Genomic DNA, 17,640 nt, shown 5'->3' on the forward strand with positions numbered 1-17,640 from the left:
TAAATAAAACAGCTACCTCCTATTATAAAGGTAGCCAATCACTTTGTTTCATTTTATTTTATAATAGTGCTTGTTCTAAGTCTTCTAGTAAATCTTCTACATCTTCAATACCTACGGAAATACGTACAAGTCCATCTACAATTCCAAGTTCCACACGACGATCAGTAGGAATGGAAGCATGTGTCATACGTGCCGGAATGGATATCAAACTTTCCACTGCACCTAGGCTTTCTGCTAATGTGAAATATCGTAATTTAGAGATTACTTCTTCTGCCTTCTCTGCACTTCCAACATCAAAGGAAATCATACCTCCAAAACCAGTTGCTTGTGCCTTTTGTAATTCATGACCTGGGTGATTTATTAGTCCCGGATAATACACTTTGCCTACCTTACTATTTTGTTCCAAGAATTCTGCTATCCTTTGAGTACTAGAATTTACTTCTTCTACTCGAATTGGCAAAGTTTTAATCCCTCGAATTAGTAACCATGAATCTTGAGGCCCTAATATTGCTCCAACTGAGTTTTGAACAAAATGTAATTGTTCTGCCAGTTCTGCATTATTTACAACGACCAAACCTGCTATGACATCACTATGCCCACCAATATACTTTGTTGCACTATGCAAAACAATATCTGCACCCAGTGTGATTGGTTGTTGCAAATAAGGGGTTAAAAAAGTGTTATCTACGATTGTTAGTAGTTGATGTCGTTTTGCTAAAATGCTTATCTGCTTAATATCTGTAATTTTCAATAATGGGTTCGTTGGTGTTTCTACATAAATTCCTTTTGTATTAGGTTGAATTGCATCTTCTACGTCTTGAATATTAGCAGTATCAACAAATGTTGCCTCAATACCAAATCGATTTAAAACTTTTGTAAAGACTCTAAAAGTCCCTCCATAGACATCATCGGTTACAATAATATGATCACCTTGTTTGAAAAGCATAACTACAGAGCTTACAGCGGCCATTCCTGAACTAAAAGCAAATCCTGCATGTCCATTTTCAAGTTTACTAATTAAAACTTCTAATGCATGGCGTGTTGGATTTCCTGTTCGAGAATATTCATATCCACGAAACTTTCCAACAGCATCTTGTTTATAAGTACTTACTTGATATATAGGAGTTGATACAGCACCTGTTGTTTCATCACCAACAATACCGGCATGAATAAATTTTGTTTTTGCTCTCATTTAAATAGGCTCCTCTTCAAATAATTCATATATAGATTGACTTAAATAACGTTCACTCGAATCAGCAAAAACAGTAACAATATTACTTCCTGGCTTTGCAACTTGTGCTTCAAGTAGCGAGGCATAGAAAGCTGCCCCTGCAGAACTTCCTACAAGTAAGCCCTCCTTTTTTGCTAACTCTTTTAATGCGCGAAAAGCGTCCTCATCTCTTATAGTATGAATTGCATCAAAATACGATTTTTCCATATAATCAGGTAAAAACTCCATTCCAATACCCTCTGTAACATGCGTTGATGCCTCTCCTCCATTTAAAATGGAGCCAACTGGTTCTACAATAACTGTTTTCAAATTTGTTTTTTGTGTTTTTAAGTAACGAGCTGTTCCCATAAAGGTACCTCCAGAACCTGCTCCTGCTACAAACACATCAATATTTCCATCTAAATCTATCCAAATCTCTGGACCTAATGTTTTTTCATAGGTTGCTGGATTTGCAGGATTTGAAAACTGACTAGGTGAAAAAGAGTCCGGAATGGCTTCAACAAGTTCTGTTACTTTTTTTATAGCACCTTGCATCCCCAATGCCGTTGGTGTATTAATAATTTCTGCACCTAAAGCTTTCATTAACGTTTGTTTTTCTTGACTGAATTTTTCAGGTACAACAAATTTCACATGAAAACCTTTACCTATTGCAGCCAGTGCTAAACCAATCCCTGTATTACCAGCAGTCGCCTCAATTATCGTACTTCCTGGGCGTATTATCCCTCTATTCTCCGCATCCTCCAATAATGCAATGCCAAGACGATCTTTGACACTTCCACCAGGATTTAAATACTCTAATTTCGCAAATATACGGCAATTATTAGGAATCTCAATATGGGTAATTTCCATTAAAGGTGTATTACCAATTAATTGCTGAACCTTATTATACAAAGTCATATTCATGCCACCTTTTAAACACTTTATAAATCACTTATTATTAGGTGCTTTTCTTGATTGCTTCCATATACCAAACATAATCGTTTAATTGTTCAAATGAGACGTCAAAGCTTGCCTTTTGAAACATCGTTAGTAATTTTGTAATTGTAGTATAATATTCACGTTCTAAATCATCCGCGACTTCATGGTAGCCACGAGATCTCTCCTTCTTTATCTGTGCCTTTTTATACTCTTCAGATTCAAATGCTGTATCTGCAAAAATAATTTTACCGCCAGGTTGTAATAGTTTGGCATATGTTTTTAGAGCTTCTAGTTTTTCCTCATCAGTTAAATGATGAAAAACATAGGTGCTAACGATTGAATCTATATGCTTATTTTCTATTGTGAAGTTTTGTAAATCACCGTCAACAAGCTGAACATTAGGGCATCGTTTACCCGTAATTTCACGCATTGTCTCATGAGGCTCAATCCCGATTACCTCTCTCCCTGCCGCCTCTAATTTCAATGTCAAATTTCCAGTTCCAGTTCCAAACTCTATAACTGTACCTATTGAAGCATTTGCAACTTTTTGTAATATACTTTCGTACCCTTCGAAAACATCACGATATTCTTTATGCTGACCAGTCACTGATGCCTCATACGACTTCGCCCACTCATCAAACAAGTAAATAAATTCTCTTCCCATTCTTACTGCCTCCCATTCTAAATAACCTTATCTGCATACTTGGTATTAGGTTGTAGTTTAGTGTTTAATTCAGCCATGATCCTTTCCTCCACTATATGACCCCCTAATCTTATTGGTGAAAACTTTTTTCGAAATGAAGTAACAACTAAAAAAGAGCTGCCTAAAATTGATTTTCAAATCAATAATTGACAACTCTTCATTCAATTCACTAGTTAAAAAAGTCCAACCGCATTCCCTTCAGCATCGATATCCATTTTCAATGCTGCTGGAGTTTTTGGTAAACCAGGCATTGTCATAATATCTCCTGTTAAACAAACGAGGAATTTAGCACCTAATTTAGGGATAATTTCTCGTACTGTTACTGTGAAGTTTTCTGGACGACCTAATAATGACGGTTGATCTGATAAAGAATACTGTGTTTTCGCCATACAAATCGGTAATGCATCCCAACCGAATTTTTCGATTTGAGCCATTTGTTTTAATGCTTTATCTGTAAAGTGAACACCAAGTCCTCCATATACTTTTTGAACGATTGTACGTACTTTTTCCTCAATAGGTGCCGAAACATCATAAAGTGGTGCAAAATTATTTTCTTCGTTAATAACAGATAGTACTTGTTTGGCTAATTCAATGCCACCTTTACCGCCTTCTTCCCAGACATTCGTACGAGCTATTTTAACGTCATTTTCTTGGCACCATTCTAAAATAGTAGCAAGTTCAGCTTCCGTATCTGTTATAAAGCGATTTAACGCAATTATTGGTTCAACACCGAAGTTGCGAATAGTATCCACATGCTTCGCTAAATTTTCAATTCCTTTTGTAATCGCTTCTACATTTTCCGCTTTCAACTCGGTTTTCAAAGCACCACCGTGCATTTTCAAAGCACGTGCAGTGGCAACAATTACGACCGTACTAGGTTTAAACCCGCCTTGCATCGCTTTAATGTTCATAAATTTCTCAGCACCTAGATCTGCCCCAAATCCTGCTTCTGTCACGACAATATTTGCTAACCTACGAGCTGTATTTGTTGCTGCTATTGAATTACAGCCATGTGCAATATTCGCAAATGGACCTCCATGAATAATAGCTGGGGTTCCTTCTATAGTTTGAACTAAATTAGGTTTGAAAGCATCTCTTAATAATAGAGTTAGGGCGCCTTCTACTCCTAAATCACGAACAAACACTGGTTCACGTTGATATGTGTAGCCAACGACAATATCAGAAATACGTTTTTTTAAATCTTGTAAGTCTTTTGCTAAACAGAAAATAGCCATTATTTCTGAAGCTACTGTAATGTCAAAACCATCTTCTCGTGGTGTTCCCTGCACAGGTCCACCTAAACCAATAACAATGTTCCGGAGTGCTCGATCATTCATATCTAAGCACCTTTTCCATATAATACGTCGTGGGTCTATTTGCAAAACGTTACCTTGCTGGATATGATTATCTATTAATGCAGCAAGGGCATTATTTGCAGTGGTAATTGCATGGATATCTCCAGTGAAATGAAGATTGATATCATCCATTGGTAATACTTGAGCGTAGCCACCACCAGTTGCCCCGCCCTTCATACCCATAATTGGGCCCAGAGAAGGTTCTCGTAATGCAACGATGACTTTTTCATTTAGTTGGTTTAGTGCGTCAGCAAGTCCTACAGTAACAGTTGATTTACCTTCTCCTGCAGGTGTAGGGCTGATTGCAGTTACAAGAACCACTTTTGCCGCTGTTATATTTTCAGGTAGTTTTAATGGATTGATTTTCGCTTTATAATTTCCGTAAAGTTCTAACGCTTCTAATGGAATGCCTGCAATCTCAGCAATCTCCGTAATGGGACGCATTGTAGCATTTTGTGCGATTTCTAAATCTGATAAAGGTTGAACGGTTTTAGACACAGCAGATCCCTCTTTCGTTTACTTTAATCATTTTTTTGTATTGAGGGTAATAAGATGTAAATCTTTATATTTTTCTACCCAAGACTATTATAAAGTACTTTTCCCAGTAAAACATATGCTTATTCGACAATCAATTGACAATTTTTATCTTATAGTTCATCCACCATTTCATATATAACACATAATATAATTTGTGGTGTTTGGATATAATTTTATCACGCGTCATTCCTATCTTTACCGTAATATTTGCTAAAAAATATTTTGTAATAATTTTAAGTACATTTATTTTCGGCACCACAAATATTTAAGATAAAAACCCTAAAGTGTAGAACAAAAAGAGTGACGGCCATCATCGGCTATCACTCTTTAAATTTATTATTTTTCTTAATATAAATTAGGTTTCTCATGATATATCATTTGAATACCTCATCTTATTATTTTTTAGATTTCAATAAAGCATCTACAGAAAGTGGTGTTGGCGTTGCAAAAGCAAAGTACACTGACATTGCCAGTAAAGCTAACTCAAATTCATAGCCAGCCATACCATCAGTTCCTAACAAGCCTAAAGACCATTTTGCCGTTATGATGGCACCTAACATAATGATTGCAAATAATGCACCGATAATTCGGCTACCTAGGCCTAATATCATGGCTACTCCCCCAACGAGCTCAACGATTGCTACAAAATATGCTACAAAGCCTGGAATACTTAAACTATCAAAGTAGCCAACTATATTCGAAATACCTCCTTGGAATTTCATATAACCATGGATGGCAAATAACCCTCCTAAAATCACTCGTAAAAAAACTTGTCCAATCTGTTGCATAATCTAAATCCTCCATATCTCTTTTTCCTTACTTTTCGTAACTTAGTATATTTTAATTATTTAGTAATGTCAAGTAAGTTTATAAACATTAAAATAGCTGTCCCAATATCTAACTTTTAGGACAGCCATTTTCTTATCCTAATTCACGGATAATCTATCTATTTATAACTTTTTTACTCTTCGTCTACCCATGCTCTTAATGCAACCTTATATCAAATAAAAAACCAAGTAAACGATATTACACACAGTATTACAGGCTTCTATCCAGTGTTGTTTCGCCCTGTAGGTGGGCAATACACTGATAAAATGATAGATGTTGCTACGCGAAACGGTTATAAAGTAGTAATTTTGTCTTGGCACCAAGATACTTTGGATTGGAAAGAAATTAAATCTCAAAAAATTATAAACAAAGTAGTAAATAGTACAAACCCCGGTGATGTGATACTGTTCCACGATGGTGGAGGGAATCGGACTCAAACGATAAAAGCACTAAAAAAAATAATACCTGAACTACAAAAGCAAGGCTACAAATTTGTAACCGTATCGGAACTTATTGACATTAACGATGGTCAAAATGATATTTTAAAGGACTTCAAATAGAATCTTATTCAACCCATGTGTTAGAAACCCTTTTATATTAGTAGGTATGTTAGATTAAGCATTCATATTTCCACCTTATTTGGGGATTATAAAAAATACCTTAAGGAGGTGTGTATATGTTTAGCTTTATTTGGTTTCTAATTATAGGTGGTATTCTAGGATGGTTAGCAAGTTTAATCATTGGTAAAGATATCCCAGGTGGAATTATTGGAAATATAATTGCAGGAATTATTGGGGCTTGGATTGGAGGGAAATTATTAGGTCGGTGGGGTCCTACACTAAGTGACTTTTATATTTTCCCAGCTCTAATTGGGTCCATCATTTTGATTTTTATCGTAAGTTTCATTTTGAAATTAATGCATAAGGATTGATGTAGACCTGGGCAATTTGCTCAGGTTTTTTATATTTCCCTTAAATTTCATTACCTCATCTTGAACGGGATAAAGCTGAAATTATTAGGTGCCATATTTTAATCTTCTTACACCTTACAAGAGCGTTTGAAAGCAAGCAGACGTAATGAAGAAGAAATACATCATTCATTTACTGAGGCTCTATTTACTTTGTTAAGCATGAAGTTAATCGTGGTGAATGGATAATTGCAACCACAGCTATCGAGAAGTGATATGGTGAAGAAATAATTGTACTCCCGTCCTAAGTTATATTTTGGGACGGGATTTTTTTCTATTTAGAGTATACATATTAGTCTTTTTCTAGTAGGCTTTGTAATTGCTTAAGTACATCAGTAAATTTTTGTTCGTTTTCACTTTGTTGAAAATTTTGGAATGGATTCCCTATCTTTTTAATACGTTCTAAAACAGCTGCGATTGTAAACATACTAGGGTTTAAATTCTCATTCACTTCATCCCATAATAATGGTGTTGCTATTAAGCTCTTATCGTTGCCTCTTGGAGAGTATGGAGCAATAATTGTCTTTCCTTCACGATGTTGGACATAATCTAAATACAGTTTATTATTACGATTCTTTTTCAAACGTTCTGTCGTAAACCATTGTGGATCCTGCTCAATTATAAAATCACATACAAACTTAGTGAATATACCTGTCTCTTCATAAGTGAAAGCACCTTTCGGCAATGGAATATATATCTGCATACCTTTTCCCCCAGACGTTTTGACATATGATCTCAACTGAAATTTGTCAAAAATAGCCTTCATATGCAATGCAGCTCTGACTGCTAAATGAAATTCATTTACTGATGGTGGGTCCAGGTCAAATACAATTTCAGTTGGTTTATTTGTATGAATGGTTTGAAATGGAATGTGGAATTCTAAAGCTAATTGGTTTCCTAACCACAGAAGGGTTTCAATATTATTACATATAATAAAGTTCGTATCTCCAATTTGTTTGGTTGAAACAAAATCAGGGGTATTTTCTGGACTGCTTTTTTGATAAAAGCTTTCGCCTGATGCGCCATGCGGAAAGCGAATAACAGTTAAATTTCGGTCACGTAAAAATGGTAGCATGTATGGAGCTATTTGTTGTAGGTATAACAAGTAATCGTCTTTTAAAATATTTCTTGCCGGCCATATAGGTTTATCAGGATGTGTAACCTGAACAGATTCAGGGTATGGGAAAAGTTGGCGTTGCATTTGCTTCCAATTACAATCCTCTATTTTCTTCTCGAAATTGAATGAATGAAAGCTTGGTTCTCTTAATGTTTCCCCCATAAAATCAATGCACGCTATTTCTACGCAGATAGACGGTGCAATTTCCCAAATCCCTTTTCTTTCAGTCCCATTTGTTTGGAATAAAGTTATCAAAGTATGGAGTTCTTCTTCATTAAGTCCATGACGAAAAGTGACTACCTCCATAAGAGATTCATTTCGATAAATAGCACCTGAGAAAAAACCATTGCTTTTATCATATTTTATTAGGATTACACTCACATATCTCCAATTCTTAATTTTTAACCAGTTAGTTGTTCGCTTATCGCTCATCCATTTACTGTTCTTTCTTTTTGCAATAATCCCTTCCCCACCGCTAATTAAGATTTCCTTCCACAATAACTTACTATCTTGAAAAACATCAATGGACTGGATTCTATTTACATCCTGATAATTAATGGAAGTTGGAAGGTTGAGCGTTTCAAATAGCTTTTGCAAGACTTCTTCACGCTTTTCCAAATATGAGTTTGTCTGACTCTTCCCCTTATATTTTAAACAATCAAACACAACATAATGACAAGAGAACGCATTAGCATGTTTGTTGATAGTATTTTGGCTTCGCATTCGACCTCGCATTTGGACTACAGAAAAATTACTTTGAAAATTATTTGTTAAAAAAACTAATTCACCATCTAAAGTTAATGGTAAGAACGGATTTATTTGTTCTTTTATTTCAAGACAATTATTAATGATCTCAGGAAATTTCTGATTAAGTATGTTCCCGTTTCTGCTCTTTAAAACGGGTTCATTCTCCCACTCTAATTCACAACGGAAGCCATCATATTTTGCTTCATATAGCCACTCATCCCCTTGAGGTATTTCTGTTGCAGCAGTTATTAGCATGGGTTTCATTTTATGCCAACTTTCTTTCTTTTTCTATCTAGTTTTTGATTAATCCTATTTACTAATACATAAAAACAGTGAAAAGATTAATAATAAGAAGAAAAGAGGTGCCTTGAATATGCATACAGTCTGGAAAGGTAGTATTAGTTTTGGATTGGTTAATATACCAGTTAAACTCCACTCAGCAACCGAAAATAAAGATATTAAGTTGAGACAACTACACAAAGAATGTAATACACCAATTAGTTATAAAAAAGTATGTGAGGGTTGTAATAAAGAAGTTAAGGACGAGGATATTGTAAAAGCATATGAATATGCAAAAAATAAGTTTGTAGTATTAAACGCTGAGGAATTAGAGAACCTGAGAAAAGAAAATGAGGATAAGGCTGTAGAAATAATCGATTTTGTAAAGATAGAAGAAATTGATCCTATCTATTTCGATCGTTCTTATTTTTTATCTCCTGATACTACTGGGAGTAAAGCTTATTCCCTGTTAAGAAAAACCTTAGAAGATTCAGGTAAGATAGGCGTTGCGAAAATCATAATAAGATCAAAAGAACAACTGGCAATAGTACGTGTTTATAAAGAGTCACTAGTCATGGAAACAATTCATTTTCCTGATGAAGTGAGGAGTGTTGCTGATGTCCCTAATATTCCAAGCGAACAAACAGTAGTTAAGAAGGAACTTGATACCGCACTATTGCTAGTCGACCAACTCACAACAGTCTTTGAACCCACAAAATACACTGATGATTATCGCACGGCATTAATGGAATTAATCGAAGAAAAGAAAGCTTCTAATACTGTAACATCAAGCGATAAACAACCAGTACCTAATAATGTAACCGATTTGATGACAGCGCTTCAAGCCTCTTTAGATAAGACTCAAACTACGAAGAAAAAACCGACTACAAGAAAACGAGCTACAAAAGCAAAGACCTCCTAGTGAGGTCCATCCTTTCCCAAACTAATTCAATATTTAGTAATGATCCAAATATTAGATTAGACTACTAAGAAAAGACAAAATAAAGACCCCTTAATAAAAAGCCCCGTCCAATAAGGGAGAGCACTGAAAAAGTTCATAAAATGAATTTTAGCCATGGCGGAAATGATTAATCGTCTCTGCCATGGCTTTTTCTTCGATGCCGTTAATTTCCGTTCCGAAGGACGCTTTCCTGGGGACTAACCTTGAGCCTCCTCGTCGCTAACGCTCCTGCGGGGTCTCAAGATGTTCGTTAGTTCCCCAAGGAGTCGCCGCATGCACTCCAATTAACTAGTTTTATCGTTTTTCTGAGTTTTTCAGTCTTTCAGATTCACACCTACCTCTTTTAATGAAAGGACCAATTCAACGTGGTGCTGTCCTTGATTTCCAAATAAGAAACGTTCACTCCAAGCCCTTATTTTGTTATTTTAATTCTGCTTTATAAGTAACTAATTCTGCTAACATCTTATTCTTACAATTGATTGGTAGACTATTCACCTTAATTGAATTTTTAAGAAGTTCGTTAACTGTATTGTCCATAAAAGTGATCGTAATGGTACTTATTAATACGACTATTAACGTGCACAGAACAATGATTTCTTTATAGAGATAGTTGTTTGAACTATCGCTGTTATCAAATCCATTAATTTTCAATAGACAAAGCATTTGGACTTATTCTCATTATAGTCAACGAATGTAGTTTTGAAATAAAGATAGATCAAAATGAATTCTTTTCTAGATGAGTACTAGCTGCCGTGCTACCTACTTTCCATTTGCAACTATTTCTCCATCCTTTATTTCAATGATACGATTACATTGATTTGCTACTTCTGTATTATGTGTAACAATAATAATTGTGTTTCCTTGTTGATTTAATCTTTTAAATACCTGCATAATTTCTTCAGTTGTACTTGAGTCGAGTGCTCCTGTTGGTTCATCTGCCAAAATAAATGTCGGATTATTCACTATTGCACGAGCAATTGCTACTCTTTGTTGCTGTCCCCCAGAAAGCTGTAACGGTCGTTTATTGATGTGTTCTTCTAAGCCTACAGATATTAATGCCTCTTTGCTTCTATGTAATGCCTCTTTATGATCTACTTTTTTCTTGCTATACAAATTATAAAATTGCAGATTTATCTTAACATTCTCCAATGCGGACAACTCATTAATTAAGTTAAAGTTTTGGAATACAAACCCAATGTTCTTATTTCTGGTGAAAGCTCTCTCTTTATCTTTTAATAAATTTGTATCTTTATCTTCCAAGTAATATGTACCAGAAGTTGGTCGATCTAGTAGTCCCAGAATATTAAGTAAAGTAGATTTTCCCGATCCAGATGGCCCCATAATAGCAATCATTTCTCCATTATTAATGTGTAGAGATATGTCTTTTAAGACAATTTTTCCGTCCCCTACTTCAAAATGTTTATTAATTCCATTTAGCTCAATATAGTTCATCTATCTATTCACTCCTTTAATCATCTCAATTGGTTCTATCTTCTTTAGCTTTATAAAAGGCATGATTGTAGATAGCATAATGCAGATAATCATAATCACGAATGCAATAGCAATAACAGATAAATTCATAGTGAGTGCTTCATTCACTAAAAGGGTTACAAAAAGAATTTTACAAATAACTGTAGCTATAATGAAAGAAACCCCAAAAACAGCGATTATTTCTCCGTATACCAATCGAATCATATGATTCTTTGTAAATCCTAATGAATAATAAATGCCAAACTCTTTGTATCTCGTAGTTATACTAGCTAAAATAGCACCGATACATCCCAACAAGGATAGTAACAAAAGAATGGCTGCGAAAGTTATTGTACCTATAATAAATACTTTTTGAGCTTCATAATAGGAGTCTACTTCATCTTGTAATGTGGTATATTGTAAATCCAAACCGTTATGCTTAAACAGCAATTGAATTTGCTCCAAATTAGCTTCTCTTGTTTCGTGTTCTGGCAATTGAATCAATGAGTTGAATGCATATGCCATAGCTACTTCAAACTCCTTAAATTGAGGGGCTAAGATAAACTCTTTATTGTTCATGATATTTTCACTAATATAAGTTGAACCCCCAGGCCAAAAATGTGAAGATGATGCCAAAATTCCAACAACCTCAATCGCTATCTTTTCATACTTGTCTGTATGCCCATTCACATAATATAGTTGATAAGTCTTCCCTATTCTATATTGATCTTTCATTGCAGCACTTACAACAACAGGTATCTTTTCATTTTCAAAAGAATGTACATCGCTTTCTAATGGGCTCATAGTTCCTTCCTGCAAAGTAAGGTTTGACATTTCAATACTGTCATTGTTTAGAATATATAAACGTGATTCATTCTTTGTTTCTTGTGGTTTGTCATAAACATACATAGTCTCAAACAAACCTAGCTTTTCAACTAGGTTCTTTTCCCTTAGTTGTTGAAAGATATTGCTGTATTCATTAATCATGTTTATATTATTTTCTAATAAACCATCCTCTTCATTAATATAAGCATGAACCGTGTCTAAGGGGGCTAACTCTTCAATACTTTTTTTATATTGTAACAGATTAAAAATACAACTTAATCCAAATAATAACGCAGTAAAACCAATTGTAAACTGCACCATCAGTAATAAAAACTTACTTTTCTTATTGATTATTGATTGGTAGATAAGTCTTATCAAATATAACACCTCACGTACGATTAATAGCACTGATAGGCTCAAAACGCATAGCATTCAACATAGGAGCAATTGCCGAAATCATTCCAAAAAACAAAGACACACCCATTGCATAGAATAAATTTAACCATGTTACTTGAAAGGTAATCTCTTTTCCAAGAGAAGAATCAGATAATAGTAGCATGGCAAGATATTGTACTGAAATTGCTAGTAAGCAACCAATGATAGACATGATTAAAACTTCAAGCAGAACTGTTTTAGCAATATATACGTTGTTCGCTCCTAATGCTTTCATAATACCAATTTCTCTTTTTCGCTCCCCTAACCAATACAACATTAAATGAATAATGTTGATAATTGCTATGGTAAAGATAAGTACGGTAGCCACTATTGTGATAACAAGCGAATTTCGGAACGAACTAGAATCTACATTACTCACATTTTTGTAAGCTAATTTGATCCCTTTCTGATTCGCTGTCTCTATAAGCATGTTGCTGTTTTGCATAAATTGGTCTTTTCCACTTTCTAAACGAATGGTAACACTATGAAGATCATTTTCTTCTAGAAAACAATCACTATATATTCCCAGATACTCTTTCCAAGGCATATATATAGCATGCTCCCATGAAGTTTCTCTTGAAGAACGCCCACCAATACCAATCACGAGAAATTTTTCACCCTCAATAACTACTCTATCGCCTAAATTAATATTATGCTTATCAGCAATACTTTTCCCGATGATAATTGATTTATTTTCTTTCATGTCTTCTTTTGAAAAGTACTTACCCTCAATTAATGGTATATGCCAGTCTGGTTCCTGATGAAATAACACTGGAACGATTGGAAAGCTGTCATTATATTGATCGAGCTTTCGATTCCCCATACTAAGAAGTTGTACTTCTCCAAATTCACTTAATCTTTCTACTGTATCTTCAACATCTTTCTGATTCCAATCGCCATTACGTGATAAAAAAACATCTAATTGCTGTTCAGGATTGCCCGCTTTTTGATCATTTATATATTCTAATGATTCTATAGATGCACTTGTCCCAAGTGACATTACTAAACTGCCAATAAAAAAGCCAATAATAATTAATAGAATTGTTACCTTTCTATTTTTCCATTGTCGAAAAATAAACTGATACATGATCACTCCACCTTTACAGTGTATCTCTTTCCTGAAATAATCTCTTTTAGATCTTCACTCATTTCCTCATAAGGTGATGGTACAAAACTTCCTATCATACTTTTATTAATTTCTATATTTCCATATGGATGCCCATTTATTTTGACTTGTTTTGAATCTAAATAGACCCAAACGATATATTGTCTTGTTTTATTTCCTCCCACATACAACTTTAACATTTTTCCAAAAATTTTCATATTTGTAATATATAAATTAAAGTGTTTATTCTTCAACTAAGTTTTCCAGAATTAGAACGATTGTTTTCTACACACACTTCGCCAAAAGACAAAGAACCATCTTGTGGAGTATTACGACAAATTAAAAACGCAACCTCAGAGGAAACCTCATAAAGTTGCGTCCGTAGCGTGTATGAATAAGTTCTTGAAAGTGGCATTTCACCACGCAATTTTGATTTATGTGGTAGGGGTACCCTGTTTGGATTTTTGGGACAGCCTTTTTCAGCTTCAATCTTATAAAGCTCAATGAATTACTCTGTTACTTTTCTTTTTCTTAATGTTCCCGTTCAAATGCTTTAGTATCAATATGTTTCTTATCAAGGAATTCTTCTATTTTTTTCTGTTCTCTTCCATTCACCACATCACTTTTACCAAGTATTGATAAAAAGGTGTTTACTTTTGGAATACCATCTTTATTTACGTCACCTACCATTTCACCTACTTCAGAAAGGATCTCATTTAAACCTATAATGTACTGGCTAATTCTTTCAGACTCTTCTTGAAAACCTTCAGGCAATGTATTATTTAAAATATAGTTAGAAAAATTCTTATCATTTTCTTTTGTAAGCTTGTTAATTTTGTCGAATTTCTCTAATTCTTTTTTATTGAGTTTTTTGTCTTCATTAATAATCTCTTGAAATGGTTCACTAGCATTAGATAATTCTTCATAGCTATCAAGATATGTTTTTATGCTTAGTTTTATTTCATCTTCGGCTATTATACTATCTTGTTTTTCAGAGGTGAAAATGGTACTAGGAATCACTACGTCCTGAGTAGTAAGAAGAATTTCATCTTCTGTATCGTCAATATATTCTTCCTGCGAACACGCGCTTAGTATCAGAAGAATTAGAAAGCTGTAGAAAATCCTTGTCATAATAATTGTTTCCCCCTTGCAATTGACGTGTTCCATCTCAAGCATTTAATAAATAGTCTAACAAAAGATTTCCCTATATAATAACCTAGGAATGCTAAAAAAGAGCCTATAATAAACCCTTTTACGGACTCGAAAACTTCAGCAAATCCAATTGTACTAAATCCATTAACAAATCCCATTACAATTAAAGTCAGTGGTGATAGAATCATGATAGGTACACCAATGATATAAGCTAATATAAATGGTGAGAGTATTAGTAGCAGAAATAAACTCATGATAATAATAATAAATTTCATTACACCTAATCCCATAATTGACAACAGTGCTGTAAACATACTTCTAATGCTCTTATTCTCTTCAACCTTCTTAATAGAATAAACAGCGTTTAATTCTTTAGCAATCTCTACATGATTCCCTAATTCTTTAGAGATTTCCTCTTCACTTTTATTCTCATGTTTCCCCTCAGCAAAGTGCATATTATATTCATCTATTATATCTTTTTTTTCTTTTTCAGACATAAACTTCACTATTTTTGAGTAATTTCAAAAAATTATTCCTGTTCAAGTTTATCATTCTCCTCGATAAAGCGATTAATAATTAGGAAAAACTCTTTCCATTCAAACTTCAACGTTTCAAGTTTATCCATTCCATCCCTTATATTTTTGTAGTATTTTCTAATTGGTCCTTCTGTTGATTCTTGATGATAAGTAGTTAGATGTTTTTCTTTTACCAATCTTCCTAATATAAGATAAAAAGCACCTTCAGATATGGTAATTTTACTAGATATTTTTTTTACTAGTGAATAGCCGTATTCATCCTCTTTGTTTATTATCAATTAGACTATTAATTCAAGTGCACCTTTTTTAAACTGGGCGTTTATAATTTATCACCAACATCTGAAATTGACTTAATTTAATATAGTTGCATGGACACATTAAAGTTAAGTCCCTATCCTAGTAATTAAGAGAGGACGTGTCCGTAATGTAACAAAAACGATACATCAAAGAATTTAAAGAAACAATCGTAGAACTTTATCACACTGGTACACCCGTAAATTAACTTTCCAGTGAATATGGTGTCACTGAAGTAACTATCTATAAATGAATTAAAGTATATTCCCCAATTAATGTTGAAGAATCACTTACACCAGCTGATATATCGGCCATATAGAAAGAAAACTTACGCTTAAAACAAAAGGTAGAAATTTTTAAAGAGGCTATGACCATATTCGCGAAAAAGTGATGGATCAAGAAATTATCAAACATATTAATGTAGAGAAGGCGCACTATCCTGTTCAATTGATGTGTCGCGATTTAAAGTTGCCTAAAAGTACGCATTACCAGGATTCCCACAAAAAAATGAAAATCTTTACTTTTAAGCAAGAAGAAGAAACCCAACTTTTATAAGTTATATATAAAACTATACACCTTTTCCATTTTATTGTAAATGAATCTAATGTTTTTCTACAATATGAAAAACTAGATGAATTAACTCTACATTTATTCAAGACATACGATTAACTAAACAGGTTTTGTATGAATGTGGTGTGATAACGTGGAGTATTGATTTAGGTGGTAGGGGTACCCCTACCACCTAAATCAATATCATCTATTCCAATAAAATTCTTTCAAGAGTACTTGACTGGAGGTAAGAAAGAGCTGTCTGAACAGCTCAAAGATCTTGTACTAAAGTACCCAGTTAGTGGCATAAGTAATCTTCCCATAATATCTTTAATTTTGGTCAATAAATTCAAGAAAGAGGACGTTAATCCTTCTTTAGATTAACGCCCTAATAAACAGGTTCTACTTAGAAAACAGGCCACAATTTTGAATAATTTTATCGGTATGCAACAATGTCGCCTCTTTTATACTTACATTATTCCGTTTCAGAAATGCTTGTACTACTTGGTAGCCAACGGCATAACCTGCAAAAGAAGATAGTCCAACTGGTTGATACCCTTGTTCTATAGCGATTTCGTCTCCAAACATGTAACTACTTATCTCCGTAAATCCTTTGACATGTAATACTTCTTTGATGACGTCTCTCGAATATTCCAAATCCTACTCATCAAAAGAAGTAACCCACGGCCCCAATAGTTCCACTCCATAAAGTTCTTTCGCAAAGGATTCTGCTAACCCCTCAATCACTAAGTAATCGCCTACTGTAACATTACCATGATCCCAATCAAAGTAAGAAAATCGAATATTATGATGAAATTCATGTGCTATTACAGCTGGCAATCTAGGAATATTATATGAATTAGGGAATATAGAAACATGAATATATCCCGGAATACCACCAAACCCACAATACCCCTTTTGTAATTTTAGTTTTTCTGGATTCGCAATATATAAACCGAACTTCAATTCATCAGCGTTAATTTGCAAATTATTAGTTTCAAGAAAGGACATGCATTCATTTAATGTATCCTTAGCTATTTTAAGGGCACTCATATCTTTAAGTTTCCCTAATGCTACCTTCCCTTTTTCATCTTCTGATATATCAAGATATCCCAGCATTTTTGTAGCCATAATCACATCGTAGCCATTTTGTTGTTTGGCTACGATAGGGACATTAATGGTATTCCACATTTTCGCAAATGGCTTCATCATTGAAAATCTGTAAAAGTTTTCTCGGTTATTCGCTAACGAGAATAAACCTTCATATTGCTCAATCGTATTTTCGATTAGTATCTCCATTTTCCCACCACTTTACTTTGACTTTAAAGTTAATGTTAAAGTATGACATTACGTTAATGTCAATAGAAATGTAAAAAAACCACTATAAATAGATTTACCCTCCTTTTTCAACAAACCTCCCTCTATAAACATTGAAGTATCAACGGTTTTCATCACTTCGTGATGTAGTGAAAATATTTTTCCATCTCTTTTGTAAACAGATGATTGAATTTATAGTTTTTATTACCAAATCGAGCGTACGCTTCGCTAAAACTAATGAAAATCATTAGCTTTTTTTATCCATTATGTGATGCACAATGAATCTCTGCGATACTTATGACGACGTACCCTCC

16 protein-coding genes and 2 pseudogenes are annotated in these 17,640 nt (G+C 34.0%); 4 read left to right on the top strand and 14 right to left on the bottom strand.

Features of this window, described 5'->3' with window-relative positions; all coding sequences use genetic code 11:
- Positions 1-58: 58 nt before the first annotated feature.
- The 5 genes from ACZLO7_RS15465 to ACZLO7_RS15485 form a co-directional block, all read right to left on the bottom strand.
- Positions 59-1,192 (bottom strand): bifunctional cystathionine gamma-lyase/homocysteine desulfhydrase, encoded by a 1,134-nt coding sequence (locus ACZLO7_RS15465; RefSeq protein WP_464939833.1) that lies wholly within the window; start codon positions 1,190-1,192, stop codon positions 59-61.
- A complete protein-coding gene (locus ACZLO7_RS15470) occupies positions 1,193-2,128 on the bottom strand; it encodes a PLP-dependent cysteine synthase family protein (protein ID WP_464939832.1) in 936 nt (311 codons plus the stop codon).
- Positions 2,129-2,168: 40 nt separating this feature from the next.
- On the bottom strand, positions 2,169-2,813 hold the full coding sequence (locus ACZLO7_RS15475) for a class I SAM-dependent methyltransferase (protein WP_464939830.1): 645 nt from the start codon (positions 2,811-2,813) through the stop codon (positions 2,169-2,171).
- 212 nt (positions 2,814-3,025) lie between these two features.
- The gene (locus ACZLO7_RS15480) at positions 3,026-4,705 is read right to left on the bottom strand and encodes a formate--tetrahydrofolate ligase (protein WP_464939829.1); all 1,680 of its coding nucleotides are present in this window, start codon (positions 4,703-4,705) and stop codon (positions 3,026-3,028) included.
- 434 nt (positions 4,706-5,139) lie between these two features.
- The gene (locus ACZLO7_RS15485) at positions 5,140-5,532 is read right to left on the bottom strand and encodes a DoxX family protein (RefSeq protein ID WP_464939828.1); all 393 of its coding nucleotides are present in this window, start codon (positions 5,530-5,532) and stop codon (positions 5,140-5,142) included.
- A gap of 267 nt (positions 5,533-5,799) precedes the next feature.
- On the opposite strand from ACZLO7_RS15485, the gene ACZLO7_RS15490 reads away from it, so the two are divergent.
- Both ACZLO7_RS15490 and ACZLO7_RS15495 read left to right on the top strand, forming a co-directional pair.
- On the top strand, positions 5,800-6,132 hold the full coding sequence (locus ACZLO7_RS15490) for a polysaccharide deacetylase family protein (RefSeq protein ID WP_464939827.1): 333 nt from the start codon (positions 5,800-5,802) through the stop codon (positions 6,130-6,132).
- A 116-nt stretch (positions 6,133-6,248) separates the two neighbouring features.
- Positions 6,249-6,503: a GlsB/YeaQ/YmgE family stress response membrane protein gene (locus tag ACZLO7_RS15495; protein WP_464939826.1), complete on the top strand. Its 255-nt coding sequence runs from the start codon at positions 6,249-6,251 to the stop codon at positions 6,501-6,503.
- A gap of 328 nt (positions 6,504-6,831) precedes the next feature.
- Here the strand turns inward: ACZLO7_RS15495 and ACZLO7_RS15500 are convergent, their stop codons facing one another.
- Positions 6,832-8,667, bottom strand: coding sequence for a DNA ligase D (locus ACZLO7_RS15500; RefSeq protein WP_464939825.1), 1,836 nt, complete (start codon positions 8,665-8,667; stop codon positions 6,832-6,834).
- Between the two features lie 109 nt (positions 8,668-8,776).
- Here ACZLO7_RS15500 and ku point away from each other — a divergent pair, with 109 nt between their 5' ends.
- Positions 8,777-9,604 carry a non-homologous end joining protein Ku gene (gene ku / locus ACZLO7_RS15505; RefSeq protein WP_464939824.1) on the top strand — a complete coding sequence of 276 codons (828 nt, stop codon included), beginning with the start codon at positions 8,777-8,779 and terminating at the stop codon, positions 9,602-9,604.
- Positions 9,605-10,402: 798 nt separating this feature from the next.
- Here the strand turns inward: ku and ACZLO7_RS15510 are convergent.
- Genes ACZLO7_RS15510 through ACZLO7_RS15525 form a run of 4 tightly spaced genes read right to left on the bottom strand, consistent with a single transcriptional unit; the run spans position 10,403 to position 13,732 of the window.
- Entirely contained in the window at positions 10,403-11,095 is a 693-nt protein-coding gene (locus ACZLO7_RS15510; protein WP_464939822.1) for an ABC transporter ATP-binding protein, read from the bottom strand.
- Positions 11,096-12,316 (bottom strand): ABC transporter permease, encoded by a 1,221-nt coding sequence (locus ACZLO7_RS15515; RefSeq protein WP_464939820.1) that lies wholly within the window; start codon positions 12,314-12,316, stop codon positions 11,096-11,098.
- A gap of 10 nt (positions 12,317-12,326) precedes the next feature.
- Positions 12,327-13,460: an ABC transporter permease gene (locus tag ACZLO7_RS15520; RefSeq protein ID WP_464939819.1), complete on the bottom strand. Its 1,134-nt coding sequence runs from the start codon at positions 13,458-13,460 to the stop codon at positions 12,327-12,329.
- Positions 13,461-13,462: 2 nt separating this feature from the next.
- Positions 13,463-13,732, bottom strand: a complete 270-nt coding sequence (locus tag ACZLO7_RS15525; RefSeq protein ID WP_464939818.1) for a hypothetical protein — start codon at positions 13,730-13,732, stop codon at positions 13,463-13,465.
- A gap of 43 nt (positions 13,733-13,775) precedes the next feature.
- Here ACZLO7_RS15525 and ACZLO7_RS15530 point away from each other — a divergent pair.
- Positions 13,776-13,985, top strand: a pseudogene (locus ACZLO7_RS15530) (hypothetical protein); the annotation flags it as partial.
- 24 nt (positions 13,986-14,009) lie between these two features.
- Here the strand turns inward: ACZLO7_RS15530 and ACZLO7_RS15535 are convergent.
- The 4 genes and pseudogenes from ACZLO7_RS15535 to ACZLO7_RS15550 all read right to left on the bottom strand — a co-directional run bounded on the left by ACZLO7_RS15535 (position 14,010) and on the right by ACZLO7_RS15550 (position 17,308).
- Positions 14,010-14,609, bottom strand: coding sequence for an NDxxF motif lipoprotein (locus ACZLO7_RS15535; RefSeq protein ID WP_464939817.1), 600 nt, complete (start codon positions 14,607-14,609; stop codon positions 14,010-14,012).
- A complete protein-coding gene (locus ACZLO7_RS15540; RefSeq protein WP_464939816.1) occupies positions 14,606-15,127 on the bottom strand; it encodes an HAAS signaling domain-containing protein in 522 nt (173 codons plus the stop codon). The genes ACZLO7_RS15535 and ACZLO7_RS15540 overlap by 4 nt, the downstream gene beginning before the upstream one ends.
- A gap of 32 nt (positions 15,128-15,159) precedes the next feature.
- Entirely contained in the window at positions 15,160-15,444 is a 285-nt protein-coding gene (locus ACZLO7_RS15545) for a PadR family transcriptional regulator (protein ID WP_464939814.1), read from the bottom strand.
- Between the two features lie 967 nt (positions 15,445-16,411).
- Positions 16,412-17,308 (bottom strand): annotated as a pseudogene (locus tag ACZLO7_RS15550) (DUF2268 domain-containing putative Zn-dependent protease).
- Between the last annotated feature and the right edge of the window lie 332 nt (positions 17,309-17,640).

It is taken from the genome of Viridibacillus sp. d25.2 (genome assembly GCF_055456015.2).

Excerpts from the sequence above, each read along its gene's own strand:
- ACZLO7_RS15495 (WP_464939826.1), top strand. The coding sequence starts at position 6,249 with ATGTTTAGCTTTATTTGGTTTCTAATTATAGGTGGTATTCTAGGATGG.
- ACZLO7_RS15500 (WP_464939825.1), bottom strand. The coding sequence starts at position 8,667 with ATGAAACCCATGCTAATAACTGCTGCAACAGAAATACCTCAAGGGGAT.
- ACZLO7_RS15535 (WP_464939817.1), bottom strand. The coding sequence starts at position 14,609 with ATGACAAGGATTTTCTACAGCTTTCTAATTCTTCTGATACTAAGCGCG.
- ACZLO7_RS15470 (WP_464939832.1), bottom strand. The coding sequence starts at position 2,128 with ATGACTTTGTATAATAAGGTTCAGCAATTAATTGGTAATACACCTTTA.
- ACZLO7_RS15485 (WP_464939828.1), bottom strand. The coding sequence starts at position 5,532 with ATGCAACAGATTGGACAAGTTTTTTTACGAGTGATTTTAGGAGGGTTA.
- ku (WP_464939824.1), top strand. The coding sequence starts at position 8,777 with ATGCATACAGTCTGGAAAGGTAGTATTAGTTTTGGATTGGTTAATATA.
- ACZLO7_RS15475 (WP_464939830.1), bottom strand. The coding sequence starts at position 2,813 with ATGGGAAGAGAATTTATTTACTTGTTTGATGAGTGGGCGAAGTCGTAT.
- ACZLO7_RS15510 (WP_464939822.1), bottom strand. The coding sequence starts at position 11,095 with ATGAACTATATTGAGCTAAATGGAATTAATAAACATTTTGAAGTAGGG.
- ACZLO7_RS15465 (WP_464939833.1), bottom strand. The coding sequence starts at position 1,192 with ATGAGAGCAAAAACAAAATTTATTCATGCCGGTATTGTTGGTGATGAA.
- ACZLO7_RS15520 (WP_464939819.1), bottom strand. The coding sequence starts at position 13,460 with ATGTATCAGTTTATTTTTCGACAATGGAAAAATAGAAAGGTAACAATT.
- ACZLO7_RS15540 (WP_464939816.1), bottom strand. The coding sequence starts at position 15,127 with ATGTCTGAAAAAGAAAAAAAAGATATAATAGATGAATATAATATGCAC.